The sequence below is a fragment of the secondary endosymbiont of Heteropsylla cubana genome (assembly GCF_000287355.1).
Classification (GTDB): Bacteria; Pseudomonadota; Gammaproteobacteria; order Enterobacterales; family Enterobacteriaceae.
This window is the reverse complement of record NC_018420.1, coordinates 114495-139479: the sequence shown is the minus strand read 5'-3', so window position 1 is coordinate 139479 and position 24985 is coordinate 114495. Positions and strand designations below refer to the sequence as shown.

The window sequence follows — 24985 nt, the reverse complement described above, 5'->3', positions numbered from 1 at the left end:
TTGATAATTTATTTTGGATTTTGATGGTTCTTAATTCTATCCGATCTTCAAAATAGAACGTTGTTTCTTAAAAGCTTTTATTGTTCATCAGTTATAGTAAAATTATCAGTTAATTAATTGCGGGGAAATAAGGGTCTTGGTATTAGGAGTAACAGGATAATGATAAGTATTTTTCTTAAAGGAGTTATTTCTCTTTGTATGCAAAAGAGGTTTAAAAGAGGTGTTTATTTGGAATCTTTGTGTTGATTTTGAAAAAAAATATATGAGATTTTTTATTTTGATATTAAATTGGTAATGCTGAATAACATATATACATGAATTATATTTAATGTTTACTTGTCAAAATCGTAAGATAGAATTTGTTTGTAAACAAAAGAAACAGGATGTCATTGATAACTAATAGGATATATTTTTAATTATTTAATTAGATGAGCAAAAAAAATATGGAAGAGTATTAATTTTTAATGCTTAAATATAGTTATGTATTTTTTTTTTTGAAAGTAATTTTCTTTTTTTTTAATGTATGACACAGGATGTACAATTAACTTTATTGCTTGGAATAGTTAGATTTTTTATCTTTTTTACAAAGGTTAATAGTAGCTTTATAAATTATATTTTATATTAATCACTATAATTATTATAGAAATAATATATTATATATAGAGTAAATATAAACAATCAATTGGATTTTCTATGTAGAAAAAAAAGTTTTTTTGAATTTCAACAAATCTTTCATTCTCATCTTTGTTATTATTGAGCTTTGTATATAATAATTTCAGGACAGTTTCATTCGAAAAATGATAATTAAATTTAATTTTTATATTCATATTTCATAAATTTGAATGTCTATTTTTTAAGAAATTTTCTGGATAAAATTTTTCCTATGTCTTCTTAACTATTATTTTATTTGAACATAGTATTAATGATCTTGAATAGCATTCAATGTTCTTATTAAAACTTATGCAAAAAAAATTTTTTGTAGATAATTGACGTAATATTAAATTTTTATTAGATTAAACAAATATTGATTAGTTTTTTTTAAGTGCTTCAGTACTCTTCTGTATGAAAATAAAAAAATAGAAAGATATAAAGCATAAAGTCGGCAGGGTTGCTCAATATGTATATCAAGTTGATAAGAAATTTTTTTTGATAGAGGTATTGGTAAATTTATTCATGTATTTTGTTGTCTCGTATATATAATTACTTATTAATAAGTATCAAAGATATGATCTTTAATCATATATATTAATATAATCATGTAATATTTGATATATCAAAAACTTTTTATATAGTTAGATTGTAGCTGCACTTATCCAAGGGTAGTTAAAGTGGTTTCTTTAAAAAAATCTTATATATTGTAAAATGGGTAAAATTTTACTATGAGTAGTGGTATATAAATATTAAAGAAAATACGATAATACTGTTTATATATTTCTGAGGATAGAGGTTGATTGCTAGAGTAATTTACAATTCATTTAATTCTGATAAGTAACTTAATCTAGCTTTTAGAAAAAGATATAATAATTTATTTTTATTGAAAGATATCTATATTACCTTTAGCTTCTATCGAAGCTATATCTTTTCTTGCGGAATTATTTTCTGATTTATGCTTGGCAAATGAGTGTTTTTATCGAATGTAATTGAACTGTTTTGCTTTATCTAAACAATTAAATACAAAATTCTTCATCGATATTTTTATATAAAATATACATATCTATAATTTAGAAAAAAAATATTGCATATAATAGATTATCGTGATGTAGCTGCGTAGTTTTGTTTTTTTTTGTTGCTATCAACAATAAAACAGTATATGTAGGTTTTATTATTGATTTATATCAATTTTTAATTAAATTATTTTGAATGAAATTTACGTCGATTTTATAGAAAATTGTCAATCTTAGTTAGCGGTGGAGATGTATGTGCTAATAAGTTTCTCAATTTAAGGTTAAATAGTATTTAAAAAGAATTATATGCATGATATCGTAATTTTTTTTAATTTTCTTGTTTATTAGGTAGTGGCAGATTTTATGAATAAACTTAATATTTTTTTCTAAAGATTTAGTACCTGTCAGTTCTACATAAATTTTTCGTTATTATTTTTTTTAGATTTATATTTTTCAACATTGAATTTAGAAAATACATTTTTGGATAATTCTGATTTTTATGTATAAAATTTTTTTGATATTTCGTTAGAAAAGTTCTGATAAAAAATACTAAAGTTTATCTGTCTTTAACAAGAGTAGTATAAGTTTTATTTAATAACGGAAGATCGTTAGGTGCGGGATTGCGAAGTTATGTATTTCGAAAATATTATTTCGGTTGGGTCAATAGAAATGGTTGAATAATAATTCATTTTTTTATTTATATGTTTGGATATGTGTTTTTTATTCAATTTTGTCGTCAAGTGTAGAAGATTACATGCGATTTAAGTTGAATTTTTAGCATTTATTTTGATAATTTTGTCATTAATTTATAAACTTTATCTTTTAATTATTATACTAATAATTAGTATATTTTATCGTTATGTTTATATATGTATATAGAATAAAAAATATTAATCAGTAAAGTTCATGTGTATTTTATTTTGCTATAGTAATTTATATTTAAAGCAAACACAAAATATTTATTTTCTTTTATAGAAATTTTAAAATTATTTGTAGTGTAAAATTGCGGATTAAACGTGATATATTCCTACTTTTGGGTCAGGACTCTACCAATATGGAAAATTTTTATTCAAGGAATTAGGTTCGATATTTATCGTATTATTATTTACTTTCCACCCCTTATTCTAGAGTTGTCCTTTATTAATATATCGGTAAAAATTCATTGTTTTGGATTCCTTAAAATAGATATTGATACATTAGAATTGTTAAAATGTAATTGTAGTTATAATAAAGAGGCATATTTTAATAAATTTAGAATTCATATATAAGTTGAATTTATCATTATATAGCTTAACAATTCTATTAATAAGTTATCCACTTTAATAACTATAAAATTAGTAATTATAAAAAAATTTTATTAATATTAAAACAGAGAAAATTATTTAATTTTAAATATATTGATAATAAGTAGTGAATATTATGTGGAGTTTTAGCTACAAAGTTACATTAAGCATGTTTCTTTAGAATTTTCTGTGCTCTGCTTATAACATTCTGGTGCATGATTAGAGTTTACTCTAAATTAATATTTTCAAAAATAGATATTTTATTTATTAAATATCTATTTTAAGCAATTATTTTTAAAAATTTAAAATTTTTTACATATTATATTAAAAATTATTGTTTTTTTCTGTAAAAAAATATTGATCAAGATAGTGTAGTATTACTCTAAGATTTAGAGTTATTACCAGCGTTATTTGATAAGGTGTTATCTAGAATGTTGTAGTATCATGCTAAATATGATATTAAAGTGTAGAATTTTCTGTACTAATTATAACAATAAAAAATAGATTAAGAAAGGTGTTCGTACATGTAAAATTAAAGATCTATATTATATGCTTTTTATGGTTTTGTGTTGTTATCTATATTGCATATTTTATATTTTTAGGTAATACTATAAGTAGATTTCAGATCAATCATATAAGGACATATAATTCTTTATATAGCAATCTACATTTTAAAATAAAAAATTAGTTTAGTGGCACGGAGTAAATATTACAGTATCTTTAAATAATTAAATTACTGATTTACATAATCACTTATTGACAATAAATATCGAAAATAAAAAATATAAATTATAAACATTAAAAATATTTTTTAATCATTTTTTTAAATATTTATTAAAACAATCATTTAAGCTAACTATTATAAAGTTTAAGTGCTACTATGAAACTAGTAATGCTTCATATCAGTTATTTTTAACACTTATTAAAAATATTTTTTAGAAATATCTAAATAACATTCATTTTTTTTTGTATACTTTTTGTATTTATTAATTAGTTTAGTTTTTTTGTGTTTTTTATTATTGAAGCTTAAGTAGAGTCTATATTTTTTTAATAATATCTCTTATCTATGATCAAGATATTCATATGAAATTTAGTTATTATCAAAAATCACTATAATTAATAATGTTTACATTAATTTTTTTTTGGAATACATATAAATGTCTAGAATTTGTCAAGTGACAGGAAAGCGTCCGATGAGTGGAAATAAGCGTTCTCATGCAATGAATGCGACAAAACGTCGTTTTTTTCCAAATCTGCACATTCATCGTTTTTGGTTAGAACATGAAAAACGTTTTATTAAATTACGGGTGTCTGCCAAGGGTCTTCGTTTAATTGATAAGAAAGGTATTGAAAATGTTATAGTTAATCGCGGTTTTCGTAAAAAAGCGAGTAGTATTATTTAGAATAAAAGGTTAAATCATGGCTAAGAGTATTCGCGAAAAAATAAAACTAGTTTCTTCTGCTGGAACAGGACATTTTTATACTACCACTAAAAATAAACGTAATAAACCTGAAAAAATAGAACTGCGGAAATTTGATCCAGTAGTGCGTAAGCATATATTTTACAAAGAAGCTAAAATTAAATAACGAAAGAAGTTAGATTGCAATTTTATTGCATTGTTTAATGTATTATTAATTTCTGATTGATTTTAATTTTTTGATGAAAAAATCAATACATCTCCTTATGCTACAATAAAAAATAAAATTTTGTTTTGTCAATAATTATTGATAATTTGATATATAAATATAAACTATATTTAATTACTAATTATGGTTAGTAATAGTTATTAATATTTTTATTAAATTTTTAATTATAAAATTTATAATATTAAAAATATACAGCATATAATAGTCAAAAAGTTAGATTAGTTAAACCAGCTACATAAAATGTTAATTAACAATAACACGACGTAAATATTGAGCTACAGCTAATCTAGCTACTCCTGATCCGATCAGTGTTGAAATTGATATTAAGAAAATGGCTTCATATAAGGATAATTTATATAGAAAACAGGTAGTATGACAGATTAACGAAGTATCTTTTAGCGCCACGAATAGAGTATTTAACATCATTTTAGACGAAATAATGGATAAATTTGCTCCTATTAATCCTAATAATGCGCCTCTACAAATAAAGGGTTGTAAGATAAACTTATCGGTAGCGCCAATTAATTTCATGAGATAAATTTTATCGCGATTTTTAAATATAGTACTATATATACTGTTTTTAATTATTATTAGTATCACAAATATGATAAGAGAGATAACGATAAAAGATGTTTTTATTACAATGTTGCTTAGCAATATTAATTTGCTAAAACCATTTTCTTCTATTTTTACTTCTTCTATACCTGCCATTTTAGCTATTTTATCACGTAGTATCTTAATATTTTTTATGTTTTTTATATTAATTTTTGGAGTGATTATAATTACTGCCGGGAGTGGATTTTCTTCTAGTGTCTCCATAGAATCAGGAAAACAAGACCATTGTCGGAATTCTTGTATAGCTTCTTCTTTAGAAATATATGTAATTGTAGCGATATCATTTTCTTTCTTAATAACACTAAGTAATGTTATTGCTTGATTTTCATTTACAACTTTATATAAATAAGCAGTTAATTTTGGTCTAGGATGCCATGATTTATCCGATACGTTCATGTTTTTCCAGGTCATATAAGATAAATTAATTAACGTTAATAATATAGTGATATTAACTATTGTTAATAATGTTGCTAGTGGTTGACGTAAAATATCAACTAATGTATCTAACCAGGCATATAGCCATTGTTTTGTTAAATTAATTTGTTGTGTATTAGCACTTATATCCTGTTTTTCTTCTTTTTTTTTCGGTAATTGTTTTTTTTTGTTTTTTTTATATTGTTTAAATTATTTCGCATGTAAGTTTTCTGTGACTTTTCCCTTGTGGAGTGTTAAAACGCGATAATTTCGGTTTGCTATTAGTCTTGTATTAATAGTTGCCATTAGTATTGCTACACCTATGTGATTAAACTCTTCAAATAAACAGAATATAGTATTAGATACTATATCATCTAAATGATTTGTCGGTTCGTCGATTACTAAAACTGCTGGTTTATTAATTATAGCTCGTGCAATAGCGATAAGTTGTTTTTCTCCCCTAGATAATTGTATCGGAGTATTTTTGGCTTTATCGAGAAGACCGACTCTATCTAGAGCTGCAGGTACACGACGGCGAATAATATTTAAACTTTCTCCACAAACAATCAATGGTATCGCAACGTTATCATAAACAGTACGCTCTAAAAGAAGATGATGGTCTTGAAAAATTATTCCAATTTGACGGCGAAGAGACAAAATCTCATTTGTTTTCAGACTACTAAGATTATAACCGTTAAAAAAAATATGACCTGTAGTTGGGCGCTGAATGCCACATATCAATTCTAGCAGAGTAGTTTTTCCAGATCCAGAATAACCAGTAAGACAGATTTTTTCATTTTCACGTACATGAAAATTTATTTCTTGTAATGCTTGGTGTCCAGTATGATAGGTTTTTCCTACTTGTTTGCACCGAATCATATTTTGTTCTCTCTATTGAACAAAAAGTGCATTTATAAAATCATTAGCTTTAAATGATTGTAAATCATTTAAATTATTACCTATACCGATAAATCGTATTGGAATTTTAAATTGATCTGCTAAAGAAAAAATGATACCCCCTTTAGCTGTACCGTCTAATTTGGTTAGAGTTATTCCAGTTAATGTAACTGTGCTATTGAATAATTTAGCTTGACTAATAGCATTTTGTCCAGTGCTACTATCCAGAATTAGCATAACTTCATGAGGAGCTTCAACATCTAGTTTTTTTATCACTTTAACAATTTTTTTTAGTTCATCCATTAAGTTTTTTTTATTTTGAAGGCGACCTGCTGTATCTGCTATAAGGACATTAATGTTTTGTGCTTGAGCTATCTGTATTGCTTCAAAAATAACTGAAGCAGAATCACCACCAGTTTTCTTTGCTACAACTGGAACTTGGTTGCGTTTACCCCATATTTGTAATTGTTCTACGGCTGCTGCACGGAATGTATCTCCAGCCGCCAGCATAACAGTTTTCCCTTCAGATTGATAAATATGGGCTAATTTACCGATGGTGGTCGTTTTACCAACACCGTTAACACCAACTACTAAGATAACAAAAGGACTTTTTCTTGTTATTTTGAGTGGTTTTTCAACACTAATAAGAATTGATGTCATTTTTAACTGTAATTGTTTATATAGCTCCTCAGAATCTTTTAAGTGGTTTCGATTCGAGTATTCCATTAAACTACTAATTATATTGTAGCTTGTATTAACACCGATGTCTGCTAATAAAAGCCTTTCTTCTAATTGCTCGAATAGTAGGTTATCAACTTTTTTCGAATGAAATATTTGATTAAATTTAAATCCAAGATTTTCTCGCGCTTGAAGTAGGCTACGTTTTAATTGGATAAAGAATTCTGTTGATTTAGAGTTTTTTGAAATATTTTTGTTATCTACACTAATATTGTTAGTAGAGAAAGATGTTGTGTGTATCTGGGATGCTAATTTTATCTGCTCTTCAAATGGTTCAGATTGTATAATTGTTTCTAACTTAGGTATTATATCTGCTTTCCCTAATGTTGATTCAGATAAATTTATTTCGATAACTTCTTTGTTTCTATCAAGTTTTTTTTTCTTTGTGATTTTTTGAGTGTTATTATTATTTTTGGATATGTCATTATTTTCTTTAATCTGAATATTTTTTTCAGAAATAGGCGTTTTACGCTTAAATTTTAATAATGATAAGAAATGATTTTTTTTTCGTGTCATGTTACAAACATACTCCTTACCTGATTAGTTGAAAAAAATAAATAAATAAATTTTTTCTGAATAGTATAGATAATTCTGATTTCTCTACACCACGAGAGAAGTTAGTTTTCTATTCTAAGTAGAATATTATTCTGTAAATCGCGATATGTGTTATTTTATTAAATGTTTTTCTATTCTTTTTCAATTGCTTGATGAATAAATCTGTATATACATTTAATGGTGAATCAAAAAAATACTATAATTTAGCTGTTATATCCTGTTATCATTAGTTACAGCATATTTTTTTAGATAGTTTTTAACATATTATACGTGATTTTTATCGTTAAATTTATTTTCCAGATATATATATATTTATATTGATGTGATGTAATCTTTGTTACAGGTAAGGAAAAATATAATTATATATTATATTTAAATAGTTATATATATTTCTAATTAACATAGTTAAGCAATTAGTTGTGAAATTTTCGGTAAGTTTAATGTAAATACTGAAATGAAGAGCTTACTCTATGTTGTTATGAACAAATCAAATTAATCAGATATTAAGATTAATAACATTAAATTATTCTTTCAGTTATTGTATAAACTTACAATAAAAAAAATTATTTAACATAGTGTGATCTTAGGTGTTTATACTGTAATGTACTTTTATTTATTAAAAATATATACTTATAAAATTCTATTTAACTATCTTAAAGTATTTTTTTCTATGACCCCGTCTGTAACGTAAGAAATTGAAAGAACAATATGTTTCATTATTAAAATAATGATTAAAAATTCTTATGAAGTATATTGATTGAATATTTGATTTTGATGAGGTTTATTTATACAAAAATAAAGCATTATCATTAATAATGTGAAATTAGTTTTATCTATAAGCTGAATTCAAATAATAATTTTGTTATAAAATGAGGCTATATTTAATAATTTAAAGTTAATGTTTTAGCATAAGCACCTTATTTTAAATAACCATATAACTTTAAATAAATTTAATATTTTTGATGATTGTTTAGGTGAATCTAGTTGTTAAATTTCATAATACAAGAATTTGAAAAAAATAAATTTTGTAAAAAAAAGCATTACTAAATTGAAATATTCATTAAAAATTAAGAAATATCGTTTATCTCTATTTTAGGTTGAAAAAAATCGTAATATTTAATAGACAATATTTCAAGAGTTATGTAAAATCTTATTTTAAGAGAGGGTGCCGTTCATGTTCTAGCAACACTGCCTTGTCAACTCGGTCAGGTCTGGAAGGAAGCAGCCGTAACGAGATATGTGTGTGAGAGATACTTGGAGACACCTTCTCCTTTTTCCATAAAATAGAAAAACTTTTTTCTTTTAAATGTCAATTTCAAAAGAATTTATTAAAGTTAGATATCAGGTTAGTTGATTTTAGATTATTATCCATGGATAAAGAACATTAGGATTGATGATGTAGATAAAAATTTAAAGTTGATATAAACGCTATGGTATAGTTTATATATATTAAGAGATGTTGATACTCTTTTAATGTATACACATTAATAATTCAATTTAATTGATATAAAAGAAATATTTTCTTCAGTAAAAGTTTTTGTATAAAAACGTTGATTTTAATTGGTTATTCAACAGATGTAAAATTTTTTATTAGATTTTAGAAACCCTTTGAATCTTCTGTACGATCAAGCATTAAAATATAAAATAACAATAACTATCATATAGTGATTTATTTACAATAGAGATTGTTAAGAATGTTAGATATATATTTTAATAAAAATTAACTTTTAATCATAAAAATTCGTTGATTTTTTTTCAATAGGTCTTCTATGTTATGAAGAAATTTCTTTACCTATTTAAAATGACTGATATATTTATAAATATTGATTAACAAATTCTTTTATCTGTTTTTTAGATATAGAACCGCACTTACTATCTAATACTTTATTGTTATGGAACAGTAATAAAGTTGGAATACTTTGTATATGATATTTTGTTGTAGTGTCTGGATTTTCACTGACATTTAATTTCGCAATAGTTAATTTTCCGTCAAATTCATTAGCAATTTCAGATAAGATTGGTAAAATTGTTTTACAAGGACCACACCATTCTGCCCAAAAATCAACAAGCACCATTCTTTTAGACTGCAATACGTTTATTTTAAAGTTAGTATCAGTTACACAAATAATTTTATCACTCATATTTTCTGTTTTCTCCATTATTTTACCTATAATTTTTTTATTTTAATACGAATCGAATTTTATAATATACATTATTGGATTAATAAAGTTAAATATTTAATAAAAAATTTTGTAATTACTTAGAAGCATTCTGGTTTAATAAGGAGCGATACGGGAATCAATAAAAATAAAAAATCTTTGTGATATATTTTTTAGAAGCATGCATATTATTATTTTAAGTTATTAACTTAACACAATTAAATAAGTATTTTTACTATCACTATAATTTCAGTAGATACAAATCATATTTATTTACATTTAAATTTTTTGTTTTTGGAAAGTTCAAATAAAAAAAATGCTATTTTTAATGTAAATTACCATCTTACTTAAATTTTAGTAGTGTGCATATTTGTAATTTATAGATAAAAGATTTATATAGACATTTATGAAAAAGTAAGGTGAGTTTAAAACTATCAATGTTAAAATTAAATAAGAATCTATTTATTAAATAAAAATATATTTTTATTTAATAAATAATAATAATGTTAGTTATTTTTTCTTTAAGAAATTATTTTTATATAGAATTATATATTATAGTTTAATTATAAAATAAACTTTATTCAAGATGTGTATAATTAAGGATAAGAATTAATTTATTTGTTAATTTAATGTATAAAATTATATGTTTTTTAAAAAATATAGATCTTGCAACAAGATGATTTGAGCAGTATTCTTAGAATACATATAGAGTATAAAAATAAGAATATTTATATACTCTATATTATTGTGTCTTTTTTTTTCTTATATCTAGTAGATATACCACAGTAGGTTTTATTGTAAAATAAATAGTACTTTTTTAAAAAAAATCAACTAATCAATTTAATGTCATTAATGACTAAATTAATGATAAACAATTTTCTTTATTAAACGTAACCATTTAAGACTTTACTAATTTTAAGATTGGAGTTCTTAGAAAATGGCGCAGCTTTATTTTTATTATTCCGCAATGAATGCTGGTAAAACAACTGCGCTTTTGCAATCTTCTTACAATTATCAAGAAAGAGGTATGAAAACATTAATTTTTACAGCAGAAATTGATAATCGTTATATCCGAGGTCAAGCTTATTCCCGTATCGGGTTATCAGCTCCTGCTGAGATGTTTTCTGCAGCAACTGATATCTATAAAATCGTATCAGATGCACATAAAAAAAACAATGTACACTGTATTCTTGTTGATGAATGTCACTTTTTAAATCGTAAGCAAGTAATTAGTTTATGCACTGTGGTAGATACATTAAATATCCCCGTTCTTTGCTATGGTTTACGTACTGATTTTCGTGCTGAACCTTTTACAGGTAGTTTATGGCTTTTAGCTTTAGCAGATAAGCTAGTAGAGTTAAAAACAGTTTGTTATTGCGGTCGCAAAGCTAATCATGTATTGCGTATTGATAATGAAGGTAAAGTTATTCATGATGGTCAACAAGTGGTTATTGGGGGTAATGATTGCTATGTTTCAGTTTGTCGTAAACATTTTAATATGGCTTGGGTAATGTCAAACTCAGAATCAGGTGTTAATATTTTATCTGATATATAATAAAATTTATTTTAACTATAAAAATGGTAATTTGAAGTTTGTAATTATAATTTTTTTATATTGTAGTTAAAAGAGAAGTTATTATTTTTAAAAATTTAGTTAATTTTTATGGTCTTATTAATAATAGAATTATCGTGTTAATTTTATTAAAAATTAATAATGTAAACAATATAAAATCTGTTAAATATAGAATAATAACTCCATAAAAAAATAATATAAATAATGTATTAAAATTTATATAGATTGTTATATAACGACTTTATAAGATTAAAATCGTCGCATTTTTTTTGATAGATCCTCAATTATTTATGAATACAAATAGTTGACTATTTATTTGAATAGATTTTTTTATAAAAAAAATTAACATATAATATTTGTAAATATTTATAATTAAATATAATAATTTAATTAAATCAATAAATCTGATTATCTTGCTTGATTTTTGTTAGATAATTTGAAAATAAACATTTTATTAATGATAATTTTATTGAGGTAAATTTCGTTAAAATTAACAGAATCTAAAATAAATTTATTCACTTTTTCTCATCTATAGAACATATAATAAGATTCGTATGATCTTATTAAGTAACAAGATATCAAGATCTCTTTGTGATCTATAATATGAAAATGTTGGAGACTAAGATTTTCCAAACATAATGTTAAAAATATTTTTAAGAATATTAAATTAATGTTACATACTTAAAATGAGATCTTTAATTTAGGAAAAGTTGATGATTTTATATTAATTTTTTTTATAAACACTAATTATTATTTTACATAATATTTTTTATCATATTCACATAAATCTCTAATTATGCAAACGTTACATCGAGGTTTTTTGGATGTACAAGTATATCGGCCATGACTAACAAACCAATGATGAAAAGTTTTTTTAAATTCTCTAGGAACTACACTTAAAAGTTTTTTCTCTACTAATGTTACATTTTTTCCCCTTGCAAAACGGGTACGATTTGAAACCCGAAAAACATGCCTATCAACCGCAATAGTAGGCCAACCAAACGCACTATTTAACACTACATTTGCAGTTTTTCGTCCAACTCCGGGTAGTGTTTCTAGTTTTTTTCTATTTTGAGGAACTTTGCTTTTATATTGTTCTAATAAAATTTGGCATGTTTTGATTATATTTTTCGCTTTAATGTTAAATAATCCTATAGATTTTATATAGATTTTAAGGTTGTCAATACCTAGCGTTATTATATCTTGAGGAGTATTAGCATATGAAAATAGTATTTGTGTAGCTTTATTTACACTAATGTCAGTTGCTTGAGCGGATAGTATTACTGCAATCAACAGTTCAAACGGCGATCTATAAACTAATTCCGTCGTAGGGTGGGGGGTATGATCCTGCATACGTAAGATGATTTCATAACGTTTGTCATTATTCACGATAATTTCGTTTTTTTAGAGAATTTATATATAAATTTACTTTATATTTCTATTTTAATAAATAATTTTATTCTAAAATATGGACTTAAAATAGATTTAGATTATTAAGTGTAAGCATGCTATCTTAGATAAAGGTTGTTGGTAGAAAAATACTTGATTTTAGATCACCTTTATTTATATATATAAAATGTGGAAATCAAAACTTCTTTTGCTTAATTTAGTTAGGATAGGATTGAATCCTATTCAATATGATAATTTAGAAGTTTTCTAAAATCATGTTTTTGTAATTATTATGAATATAGCTATTTTTTATAGTTACATAACATTTTACTTTCGTTCTATAAACTGTAAAAAAAACAATGTGACTTCATTTGAGGGAAAAAGATATAGTTTTTTAAAAATATTTATTTTCTATAATTTTTCTTATGTTGATTGCAATTATATACGCATCACTATAGTGATTAAAGATAATTTAGTTTTATTTTTTTTATTAATAAAAATTTTTATAAAAAAAAGAAAACTCTTTAATTGAACATTCGAATAATTTCTATATAGTTAGGAATCGTGAGAAAGTTTAAATATTAATTGTATATTAAAAAATAATTAAGATTATATAATTCAAATAAGATAAATTACTATATTAATAAAAGATAATTACATTATTATTTTATGTTTAATCTATTTTTTCGGACATTTTATTATGTTTTATCTAGATTAATATAATGTTAGTTAAATGAATAATTAAATATAAAATAGCGCTTCAATTTAATTTTTAATATATTAATAACTTAGATTAAGTAAATTTTCAGTCTTCCTTAGATTTAAGGTATGTGTTGCAAATTGTTAAACAGAGAGATTCAAGGCGTATTTTAATAGTATGAAAGTAGATTAAATATTGTTACTTATTAGTATAGTATAAAGAAATCAAGAGTATAATGATTTGTTAATCGATATTATCGAAGCACTTTTTTATTTAAAACAAATTAAACTTTTTGATTATAAATATTTTATATAGAATAATATTCGCTAGCGAGCGAACTCGCTTTATAAAAAAAATCACGATTTTTGATTGGACTTCAAACAAAAATATTATATATTAAACATATTAATTGCATTAGTAAGGAATTCTGTGACACAAACTACATTAAGAAAGAAATAGCGTTTTGCAATTCTATTTTTATATTTGAGATGAATTCATTAACTTGAAATGAGTGTTTTATAACTTTTTATGTGTAAAATAATTAATTATTTACAACAATTTGTTTTATTTTAATAATAAAATCCGGATTATTGGTGGCTGTTGGCGTGGTCGAAAGATATTAGTTTCGGATATTCCTACGGTACGCCCTACCCCAAGTCGGGTACGAGAAACAGTTTTTAATTGGTTATCACCAGTTATCAAAGATGCTCGATGTCTTGATTGTTTTGCAGGTAGTGGTGCTTTAGGATTTGAAGCTATGTCTCGTTCTGCTGGTAGAGTAACTTTATTAGAAAAAAATTCTAGAATTAGCGCATTGATTTCTCATAATTTGCAAAAATTACAAGGAAACAAAGCAGAAGTTATTACTACAGATGCTCTTTTTTGGCTTGCTCAGCCTGGAATTGTTTTTGATATTGTGTTCATAGATCCTCCTTTTCGATCTAAAATGATCAATCCTACATTGGATATTCTAGAAAAATACGGTCGTTTATCAAAACATGCGTGGATTTATATTGAAACAGAAATAGAAAATTCTTCTCTAATCGTTCCATCTAATTGGCAATTACATAGAAGAAAAATTGCTGGTAAGGTGCTCTATCGTCTCTATGTTCGAAATGATTATAGAAAATTAAAGCAAGTTATACCGATGTATCTTAAATAAAAGATTTTGTTTTTATACTTTAAACATTAATTATGTTAGAAATGAGTGGTTTGATGCTAATAGAATTAGTTTTTATGTTTATAAGTTAATTTTAAAGATATTATCTTTAATGCACTACATGAACCATGCATGTAGCATATGTATTATAAAATATAGAATATCTTTTTTTTAAAATCAAGAGTTTAACATAAATTCATGACGTGTTGTGTTGTTGTTCAGTATTTGTTGTTAATAAAAGAATTTTATAAGTTTATATGTAGAGATAATGTTTATTGTGATAAGTAAGTTGTTGGTTTAATCTGTTAAGAATATTTTTATAAAGACCTTTGAATTAAGAAATCTTGGTGTTTAAATTAAAGATATTAGTGTTGTAAGTAAGGAGTGTTGAAGTGTAGATCTAATCTAATATTTTATTGAAAATAAAGAATTACTCTTTCTTAAATAGCTATTATTTTTTTTAATCTGCACTTTAAAGATGATTAATATAATTAAACCAATATTTTATTTTATTATTATGATCTTTTTTCTTGTTTCTATAAATGACAAGTTACAACCTGTTATGAGTTACAAATTAATAGAAGCCGTTGATATAATCTTTGCTATCTCAAATTACTTTATTGTTTTTCTTTTTAAGAGTACAACAAGAAAAATATTGCCTTAATTTTTTCAAATAAAAATCACTTTAGTTATTGATCAGATTGATTTTTTTTGACCAACATATAATTAAATTAATTTATAAATTTCAACTTTTTTTTGTTAATGATAAAGATCATATTTAATGTAACTATATACGGGATGTTTTTTTGTTAAGCAACTACTTTTGTTTTAATTTTATAGGCTAAAAGGTAACACTAGATATAAGTTTATTCTTTAAGTAGAGATAAAAACAGTACTTTTTATTTTAAGTTTGCTAATAATTGGTTATTGATGTTATTTGATATGTAATTGAGCGTCTTAATTAATTTGATTAAAATATATCTAATTGCAATAAGAACTATCAGTTAATTAAAAATAAGTTTGATGTAATATATATAATTGATACTATTTAATTTAAAAAAAATCTTTGTTATGATTTTCGTCTTTTTGGAGTAGTAAATATATATTTAAAGACATTTTTAATGTTTTAAGAAAAGAATTACATTGACAACCAATGTATTTAATGTTCTTGACCTGTAATGTTAAATAACTTTGATGATTATAGTAGGCTGCTAATTCTCGTAGAGTGGGAACTAATAATTCCGGTATGTGATGAAAATTATTCGTGTAATTTGTAAGATCTTTTTCTTTCCGTTATTAACGTTAGGTAAAAAAAGAATGCATAAATATTAAACTAACAGCTAATTTTAATATATTTTTTATTTATTTGTTGAATCTATATCTAATTATTTTGGATCAATGGTTTGGGTACAGTTAGTTTTATGATCATAAATATATTAATTTTTAATAAAAAAATGGCATAATAACTATCATAAATATTATTAAATATGAACTATAGAATAAAGTTTATGATGTTAATTGAATCGTTAGTACGTTCATGATTTTTTTTAAAATTGTTATATTATAGAATATCTTATTGTTTTTTCACCTGTTAGCTAGATGTGGAAAATTAAAAAAAATAAAAGTTTAATTCTTGTTAAAGTTATACTTTTCTATGATAGGTGCTATAGTTTATTTATATTAATTTTTACTCAATATACTTCGGTTGTTTTAAAATATATCAGTACAAATTAGTTAAATTAGTTAGATTAACTTTATTTAAAATTATACTATTAGTTTTTTTAGTATGTTGAATATTAATATAACTAATATTGCCTATTAAACTTAATGTTATTGACGAGAAAATTCTTAAGGGAACCGCGTGCTAAATATTTCAAATATAACTGGTGTTGAAAAAACGAGGATCAAGTAGAAATATCTAGAGATTATTTAATGGGTAACTGAGTTGTTTATGATGGATATTTTCTGTAGATGTGACAGTGATTTAAAAAAAGTTGGTAATTAAATCTAAATATTCAGTGTTTCGAGGTGTTGATAGCTTAAGTTAATAATTATTGTTTATAATCTTTTTGAGAAGATCTGTAAATAACTTAAGAAAAAGTTCTATTGATCTTTATTTTTAAATCTGGTGATTTCATGAACATTTTTCATGTAAAATTTTTAATAATTTAGATATAAATATAAGTATAAGAAGCTCTCAAAATTACTTTTTAATATTTAAAGATTCGCTTGCTTTTTTCCTAGATTTTTTTTGGAATAGTATTTTAATAAAACTATTTTCTTAATAAAAACTAGATATTTTGAAACTAAATAAACGTGATGTAAGTCTGAAAAAAAATGACAACTTTTCAGTTGTTGCGAATTTCGGTATCAAGTCAGACGATCATGAATCGCGTAGTATCAATGTTATTTTCTGGAAAATATTAGATTTCAATCTTCATGTATTAGGCAGGTTGATTACCATTCTTAGCATGCGTGTAAACTCCGTGGCGTGAGGAGAAAAAGCTTTTTTTCTGGAGATTGTTTTATAAATAGTATATAAATTATTGTTTTTATGAAATATCATAATAGACTTAACTTTTATGGTTAAATTAATTTAATAGTCGTTTGTGGAGCATGAGTAAAAATATCAAATTAAAAAAGCATAATTTGACATTATGTTAAATTCTAACAGCAATGTCGATTTCTTCACTAATAAATATTAGTCCTTCATTGTGTGTTATTTGTCATCGAATAAAATTTTGTTAAAGAGAACAGTATTTTTTTTAAATTAGTCTTTTTTATTAAAATTATGTTATAAAGTATCTAAAATAATAGTTTGAGTTTATTGATTCTATATTTATTTAATATGATTTAGTTTTTTTTGAAATGATGTTTTTAAGATTGTATTTTAAGTTATATAGTTTTTTATATTAAATGATAATGTATTATTTTATAATAGTGATTACTATCATTTTTTAGAGAAAAATAGCTCAATTAGCGCTAAAGCATCATAGTATAGCGCGATTTCTAATTTCTCTTATCTTGATCAAGATGATGGCGTTTTTCTTCTGAACAAACTTATTAATAGTGATGATTTTAATCATGTTGATTTTATAGTAACTAATATAGTGTATTTACTTTATATTATTAGTATTTTAAATATTATAAAATAGTAATTATAAGTCATGTTTTTTTAATTAATGGAATTTCTTTAAGAAAACAATCATCAAAAGAAGTTAACTCTTATTTAGTCACAAAGCATATTTAATACTAAAGTAAACTAGTTTATAAAAATCGATATTTTTACACCCTTTACATTGATTTATTTTTTTTATAGATTGATAAATTTCTTGTTTTTTTTGATTATTAGAAAATAGTAATATTAATTTTAAAAACCTATTTTACTAATAATGCACATCTAATCTATTCATTTTTATATTAGATATTAGATATGCTTATTGTTCTAATCGTTTTTTTTTGATGATTGTCAAAATAATTACTTTTAGTGTTATGCTTATTATTTCATTTTAAATAAATTTTTCTATTTTTATTGTTTTCTCTCTAATACATTAAAAACATTTTATTGTTAATCAGTAAAGTATTAGTCTTTTCTATATAATAAAACACTAACAAGGGGATAATGATTCATAAAAGAGATGTATTATTATGTAAGCATAATTTATATCTGAAATATTTATATTATTTCATTGTTTTTTTATTAATAAAGATTTATCTATTTATCATTAATTAATTATTAGACAGAAGTCTATATTGGTTTTTTTATAAAATTGAATAGAATTTTGAAAGAAAAGAGCTAGTGATATCACCATACGTTTAGAATATCTTATAAGTGTTTATCAACACAATGGTTCTTATCTTAAAATCCGTGTTGTTATTGCAAAGCTAGATCTGAGTTTTAAGAAAGTAATTTATTATTAGTGAAATAACTTTCAGGTGGTGCTAACGTTAAGCATTATTATAATAATATTTTTAGTTATGTTTACTTTTATAATTTTTAAATCTGATAGTACATTTATTAATAATATTAGATTACTTACTAATCAGTAAGTAAAAAAATAATACTTTTAATACTATAACATTTCTCGGAATTTAATTATCTTTTCAACTTATTTCATAGTTACATAATTTATTCTATGTTCATGTTTGACTGAACTAACCAAACTTATGGTAAATTGTTGGTAAGGATTGCTTAACGATATTTGTTATATCCGTTTTATTTAAATCAATTTTAAAAAAAAGATAAAATCTATTATTACTTTTATAGGTACAATAAAATCTTTATCATATATATGCTTAGAAAAGTAAGTGATGTTTAAAACGTGTATTTTAATGACTTATACAGTCATAATATCTATAAAAATAAGTAATTAGAACTCGGGTTAATTAGATAGATATCTATGCTTCTATTTACTGTACAAATAAAGTATTGGAGTGTGCTAATTATGCGTACAAGTATTTATGTTTATAAGAATCGTGATGTATTTGTAATACAAAAGAACATAAAGTTAAATAAAGTATATTTATTATAACATCAATTTACTTTCTTAAAGAAGGTGGTAGTTTTTCTAATAACAGATCCTGATTTGTACTAACTTAAGGAAAAGTTAACTTGTTGTTAAGTAATGTTAAAAAGCTCAATCCATTAACGTTGTGTCTTAGGGGAAGCAAACTTTTAGAAGCTTCAGCTGGCACAGGTAAAACTTATACCCTATCTGTGCTTTATCTGCGTTTATTGCTCGGCCTTGGAGGTGAAGCTGCATTTCCTCGTCTTTTAAGAATTGAAGAAATATTAGTGGTTACTTTTACTGAAACTTCTACTAAAGAACTACAATATCGCATCCGTAATAATATTAAACAATTCCGATTAGCTTGTATAAGAGGTAAAAGTGAAGATGTGTTATTCACAGAATTATTGGAGCAGATTCAAGATCGAGAGCATGCTGCCTTACATCTTCTAGAAGCTGAGAGACAAATAGATAAAGCTGCGATATTTACTATTCATGGTTTTTGTCAACGAGTATTAAATTATAGTGCACTTGAATTGGGTGTTTTTTTTCAATACACTCTTCTTGATGATGAAGCGACGCTGCAACAGAATATGGTTTTTGATTTTTGGCGTCGCCACTTCTATCCTCTACCATTAGAAGTGGCTCGAATAGTACATCAACAGTGGGAAGGGCCAAAAAAATTACTGGAAGATCTACAACCTTATCTTCGGGGAGAATTACCAAAGATATTTGATCCTCCAGAATTGAATGAATCAATTTTATCATGTCATAAACGAATCATTATTAATATTGATCATTTGAAAAAATATTGGCGTGAAAAAGTAGTAAATATTCCAGATATTTTAAATAGTTATAAACTTAATCGGCGCATTTATAATTCTAAAAATTTAGCATGTTGGATAAAAAAAATCAATTCTTGGTCAGTGCAACCTACTGTCGATTATTATATTCCTGAGGAACTTGAACGTTTTACAAGTACAGTTTTAGCTAAACAAACAATTGTAGGTGATCCTCTTAACAATGCTGTATTTTTTTCGTTAGAGGTTTTTTATCAAGATAGAATATCGCTTAAAAAGTTAATTTTTGTAATGGCATTAGTAAAGGTTCGTCGAGATCTTGAACAGGAAAAAAAAAAGCGAGCAGAATTGAGTTTCGACGATTTACTAAGTTATTTGGATAGAGCTTTAAAGGGAAGTGAAGGTAAAACTCTAGCTCAGTTAATACGTTCACGCTATCCAGTAGCAATGATTGATGAATTTCAGGACACGGATCCTCAACAATATCGTATTTTCCATTTTACATATTGCGATAAAATTAATTCTGCCTTATTGCTAATAGGTGATCCTAAACAAGCGATCTATGCTTTTCGGGGTGCGGATATCTTTACTTACATCCGAGCTAAAAATGAAGTAGATTCTTGTTATAGTCTAAGTACTAATTGGCGATCTTCGCCAGGAATGGTTAATGCAGTAAATCGTCTTTTCCAGAATATACCAGATCCGTTCATTTTCCGAGAGATCCCTTTTATTGAGGTTTCTTCAGCAAAAAAAAATGTTTGTTTAAAGTTTATTATAAAAAAACACTTACAGGCAGCGCTATGTATTTGGTTAGATTCAAGGGATTCTGTAAATATAGTTGAATATCAAGAATATATGGCGAACAAGTGTGCGACTACTATACGTGATTTTCTTTGTGCTGCAAGCACGGGAGAAGCATGGTTAGAAACTAATCTGGGAAGAAAAGCCCTTCAGGCTTCAGATATCACAATACTTGTGCGAAACAGTTATGAAGCATCATTGATGCAGGCTGCATTGAAAAAAATATTGATTTCAACAGTCTATCTTTCGAATAGAGATAGTGTTTTTGATATTCCAGAAGCACTTGAACTTCTATGGATTTTTCAAGCAATATTAAAACCAGAAAAAGATATTATACTGCGCACAGCGTTAGCTACCAACCTTCTTTCTGTCGATTTTTCTGTTATTGATGCTCTTAATCAAGATCAAGATCTTTTTGAAGCAATAGTAGAAGAATTTGATGGATATCACCATTACTGGAAAAAAAATGGTGTTTTTCCGATGTTGCGTAAAATTATTATCAATTACCGTATCGGTAAAAACATTGATTTAAATAAAGGTTCTACATGTCGATTAGCCGATATTTTACATTTAGGGGAATTACTTCAGGAAGCTTCATTAAATATTGATAATGAACATGCGTTAGTTCATTGGTTTGCATTACAAATAGAATCTTCTACCACACACTCTCCAAATCAACAATTGAGATTAGAAGCAGATCAGGATGTTATAAAAATTATCACTGTACATAAATCGAAAGGACTGGAATTTCCGGTAGTATTTTTACCGTTTGCAGCGGATTTTCGAATTCAAAATCGTGCAGTATTTCATGATCGAGAAAATTATTTGCTTTGGTTAGACCTTTGTTCAAAAGAAGAGAGTCTAAGACTTGCTGAAGAGGAAAGATTAGCTGAAGATGTGAGACTATTATACGTAGCAGTAACGAGATCTATTTATCATTGCAGTCTCGGGATTGCAGCGATATGTCGAGGTGGAGGTAAAAAAAATAGAAGAAGCGATTTACATTTAAGCGCTTTAGGTTATTTGATTCAGAAAGGTAAGAGTGGAAATCTTGATGATTTACGCAAACAGTTATCATTATTAGTAGAGCGCGGAGGCGGAGATATTAGAATTTGCACATCGAGCACTTTATGTATGGAGCCATTTATACCTAAGATGATAGTTCCAGAAAAGAGTTTAAATTCTTGTCAGTGGTCTAAATTACCGTCTGATAATTGGAGAATCACAAGCTATACTGGACTAAAACAACAGATTGCTTCAGTGTCGATTGATTTAGAACAAAAGGTAGATTTTCAATTTGCCTCTAAACAAGAAGAAGTGGAGACTTTGTTGCCATTGACTCAGCATACTTTTCCTCGTGGTATATTTTTTGGTAAATTTTTACATACCTTACTTGAAAAAATTACTTTTAACAAACCATTAGATGAAAAATGGCTTCGTTTACAATTAATGGAAAAGAATATTGATGAGATTTGGTGTCCGGTTATATTAGATTGGATGAAAACAACTATCAATGTACCACTAGATAATAGTTCGCTCTCTCTTAATCGTTTAAAACCTGAAAATCAATATCATGAACTAAAATTTTATTTATCTGTTGATGCAACAGTTAATGTAAACGAGTTAGATCAAATTTTTAAGCGTTATGATTCTCTATCGTTAATCTGCCCGCCGCTTGATTTTCCTCACTTTAAAGGAATGCTAAAAGGGTTTATTGATCTAATTTTTTTCTGGAAAGGACGATATTACTTATTAGATTATAAATCTAATTGGTTAGGGTCAGAGAGCATTTTTTATAATCAATTTGGAATAAAACAAGCGATGATTGCTCATCGATATGAATTTCAATATCAAATATATGCCTTGGCGTTACATCGATATCTGCGTCATCGTATAAAACAGTATCATTATTCAACTCATTTTGGTGGTGTGTATTATCTATTTTTACGGGGTGTTGATATAAACAATCCGGGAAATGGTATTTTTTTCTGTCGTCCAGATAAAAAATTAATTTATGAGTTTGACAAGTTGTGTGTCGGGAAATATAACAACTAATTAAAAAAATCAGTCAAAACCTGAAGGTTAATGATGAAATCTATTCTTTCAGAGGCGCAACAATTATCTTGTTTTCGATCTATAGATGTTCAATTTGGTTTAATGGTAGCAACAAGATCTGATGATAATCAGGGATTGATGCTACTAGCTAGTGTGTGGGTAAGTGCTAATACCGCTATGGGTCATGTTTGTTTACCCTTGAAAGATTTGAATCGAAAAAATCTATTTTCTGGTCGAATGCCAGAATTGGCACGACGAGCATGGATACATGCTGGCAACCCTTCTCTAAAAGATTGGAAGAAATGTCTTCTAGCGTCACAAGCTGTTAGTGACGGTTCTCGACCTACCCCGCTTGTCTTAGAGCATGATAATCTATATTTACAACGCATGTGGGAATATGAATGCATAGTAGCAAATTTTTTTAATCAACCAAGGATAATACCCATAAAGCTTGATGAAGTTAGAATTGCTGATGTTTTAAGACGTTATTTCCCTGGTGATACACATGTAGTTAATTGGCAAAAAGTTGCTACAGCGATTGCAATAACAAATTTCGTAGTTCTTATATCCGGAGGGCCTGGGACTGGAAAAACCTCTACGGTTGCAAAGGTACTTGCATCACTATTGCAAATTAGTAATCAACAACAGCAGTATTTGCGTATTGTAATGGCAGCCCCTACCGGTAAAGCAGCTATACGGCTAAGTCAATCGTTAGGTTTGGCATTACAACATTTAGAATTAAATGAAGAACAAAAAAAACAGTTACCGCGTGAAGCAGTAACACTACATCGTTTGCTTGGATTAGAGACTGATAGTCAACGTATGCGTTATCACTCTAATAATTTATTGAATTTAGATATTTTAATAATTGATGAAGCTTCAATGATTGATTTACCAATGATGGCTCATCTTGTTTCGGCTGTTCCTGCGAAGGCTCGGGTAATTTTTTTTGGGGATCATTGTCAACTGTCTTCTGTAGAATCAGGTGCAGTTTTTAAAGATATTTGTCAGTTCATAAAATCAGGTTATAGCCTTAATCGGCGAGAACAATTAAAGCGATTAACTGGTTTTACATTGCCAGGAGAGAAAGTTCGTGATGTTTTTAGAGTTTCTGATAGTCTTTGCTTATTAAGGAAAAGCTACCGTTTTAATAAAAATTCTGGTATCGCAAAGTTAGCTAATGCAATTAATTCCGGGAACGGGAAAACAGCATTAAAACTTCTAAAATCTTCAACGGTAAAAGATATAGATTATATATCACTTTATAATTTAAAAGACTATCAAAGCATGATAGATAACTGCATTCAAGGTTACCAAGACTATTTAAGGTGCCTACATAATAATGATGAACCGAGAGTGATTTTAGAATCCTTCAATCGTTTTCGTTTACTTTGTGCTCTACGTAACGGAATTTTTGGAGTTGAAGGGCTTAATTGTTCTATTGAACAGGCTTTGAATCGCATTGGTTTGATTACTCTTGATAACGGTAATTCTAGTTATTTAGGTCGGCCTATAATGATTATGGAAAATGAGGTTTCGATGGGGTTGTATAATGGGGATATTGGTCTTGTTCTATCAAAAAATATATATTCGTTATGTGTTTATTTTCCTCTATCAGATGGAGGTGTAAAAGAAGTGCCGATAAGTCTGTTACCAAAACATGAAACGGCTTTTTCGATGACAGTTCATAAATCTCAGGGGTCAGAGTTTGAGCGTGTTGTATTAGTATTACCTAATAAAACCTCTTCTTTACTTACAAGAGAGCTATTCTACACTGCAGTAACACGAGTACGCAAGCGATTTTCTCTCTACGCTAGAGATGATATCGTTCGACATATTATTTCTAATCGGATTCAGAGAAATAGTGGTTTAGTTCAACGATTATCTATTAAATTAGTATAGCTAATTTCCTCTAAGATATTTTTTTAGAATTTTTTTAAAATTATCTATTGCATATTAAATATTAATATATTTCACAGTATTAAAATTTCTAAAAATGTTATTGGGGTGTTTAATAAATAAATTTAT

General features: G+C 25.8%; 12 protein-coding genes and 1 other RNA gene. 8 read left to right on the top strand and 5 right to left on the bottom strand.

What is annotated here, in order from left to right; translation table 11 throughout:
- The first annotated feature begins 4104 nt into the window (after positions 1-4104).
- Positions 4105-4350 carry a 50S ribosomal protein L28 gene (gene rpmB / locus A35E_RS00325; RefSeq protein WP_014888688.1) on the top strand — a complete coding sequence of 82 codons (246 nt, stop codon included), beginning with the start codon at positions 4105-4107 and terminating at the stop codon, positions 4348-4350.
- Between the two features lie 16 nt (positions 4351-4366).
- Entirely contained in the window at positions 4367-4534 is a 168-nt protein-coding gene (gene rpmG / locus A35E_RS00320; protein WP_014888687.1) for a 50S ribosomal protein L33, read from the top strand.
- Between the two features lie 303 nt (positions 4535-4837).
- Here the strand turns inward: rpmG and A35E_RS00315 are convergent, their stop codons facing one another.
- From A35E_RS00315 to ftsY, 3 genes are all read right to left on the bottom strand, one after another.
- A complete protein-coding gene (locus tag A35E_RS00315) occupies positions 4838-5605 on the bottom strand; it encodes a permease-like cell division protein FtsX (RefSeq protein ID WP_014888686.1) in 768 nt (255 codons plus the stop codon).
- Positions 5606-5833: 228 nt separating this feature from the next.
- Entirely contained in the window at positions 5834-6502 is a 669-nt protein-coding gene (locus A35E_RS00310) for an ATP-binding cassette domain-containing protein (RefSeq protein WP_014888685.1), read from the bottom strand.
- A gap of 12 nt (positions 6503-6514) precedes the next feature.
- Positions 6515-7774, bottom strand: a complete 1260-nt coding sequence (gene ftsY / locus A35E_RS00305) for a signal recognition particle-docking protein FtsY (RefSeq protein WP_014888684.1) — start codon at positions 7772-7774, stop codon at positions 6515-6517.
- Between the two features lie 1208 nt (positions 7775-8982).
- Here ftsY and ffs point away from each other — a divergent pair.
- Positions 8983-9077, top strand: an RNA gene (ffs, locus tag A35E_RS03010) — signal recognition particle sRNA small type.
- A 550-nt stretch (positions 9078-9627) separates the two neighbouring features.
- On the opposite strand, the gene trxA is transcribed toward ffs, so the two are convergent.
- Positions 9628-9954, bottom strand: coding sequence for a thioredoxin TrxA (trxA, locus tag A35E_RS00300; protein WP_044105167.1), 327 nt, complete (start codon positions 9952-9954; stop codon positions 9628-9630).
- A gap of 955 nt (positions 9955-10909) precedes the next feature.
- Between trxA and A35E_RS00295 the strand changes: the two genes are divergently transcribed.
- A complete protein-coding gene (locus tag A35E_RS00295; RefSeq protein ID WP_014888682.1) occupies positions 10910-11527 on the top strand; it encodes a thymidine kinase in 618 nt (205 codons plus the stop codon).
- Between the two features lie 768 nt (positions 11528-12295).
- Here the strand turns inward: A35E_RS00295 and nth are convergent.
- Positions 12296-12934 carry an endonuclease III gene (nth, locus tag A35E_RS00290; RefSeq protein ID WP_014888681.1) on the bottom strand — a complete coding sequence of 213 codons (639 nt, stop codon included), beginning with the start codon at positions 12932-12934 and terminating at the stop codon, positions 12296-12298.
- Positions 12935-14193: 1259 nt separating this feature from the next.
- Here nth and rsmD point away from each other — a divergent pair.
- The 4 genes from rsmD to recD all read left to right on the top strand — a co-directional run bounded on the left by rsmD (position 14194) and on the right by recD (position 24859).
- Positions 14194-14796: a 16S rRNA (guanine(966)-N(2))-methyltransferase RsmD gene (gene rsmD / locus A35E_RS00285; protein ID WP_014888680.1), complete on the top strand. Its 603-nt coding sequence runs from the start codon at positions 14194-14196 to the stop codon at positions 14794-14796.
- A 2297-nt stretch (positions 14797-17093) separates the two neighbouring features.
- Positions 17094-17288: a hypothetical protein gene (locus A35E_RS03180; protein WP_160142529.1), complete on the top strand. Its 195-nt coding sequence runs from the start codon at positions 17094-17096 to the stop codon at positions 17286-17288.
- Between the two features lie 2117 nt (positions 17289-19405).
- Entirely contained in the window at positions 19406-22957 is a 3552-nt protein-coding gene (gene recB, locus A35E_RS00280; RefSeq protein ID WP_014888679.1) for an exodeoxyribonuclease V subunit beta, read from the top strand.
- A 33-nt stretch (positions 22958-22990) separates the two neighbouring features.
- Entirely contained in the window at positions 22991-24859 is a 1869-nt protein-coding gene (gene recD, locus A35E_RS00275) for an exodeoxyribonuclease V subunit alpha (protein WP_014888678.1), read from the top strand.
- The last annotated feature ends 126 nt before the right edge of the window (positions 24860-24985 follow it).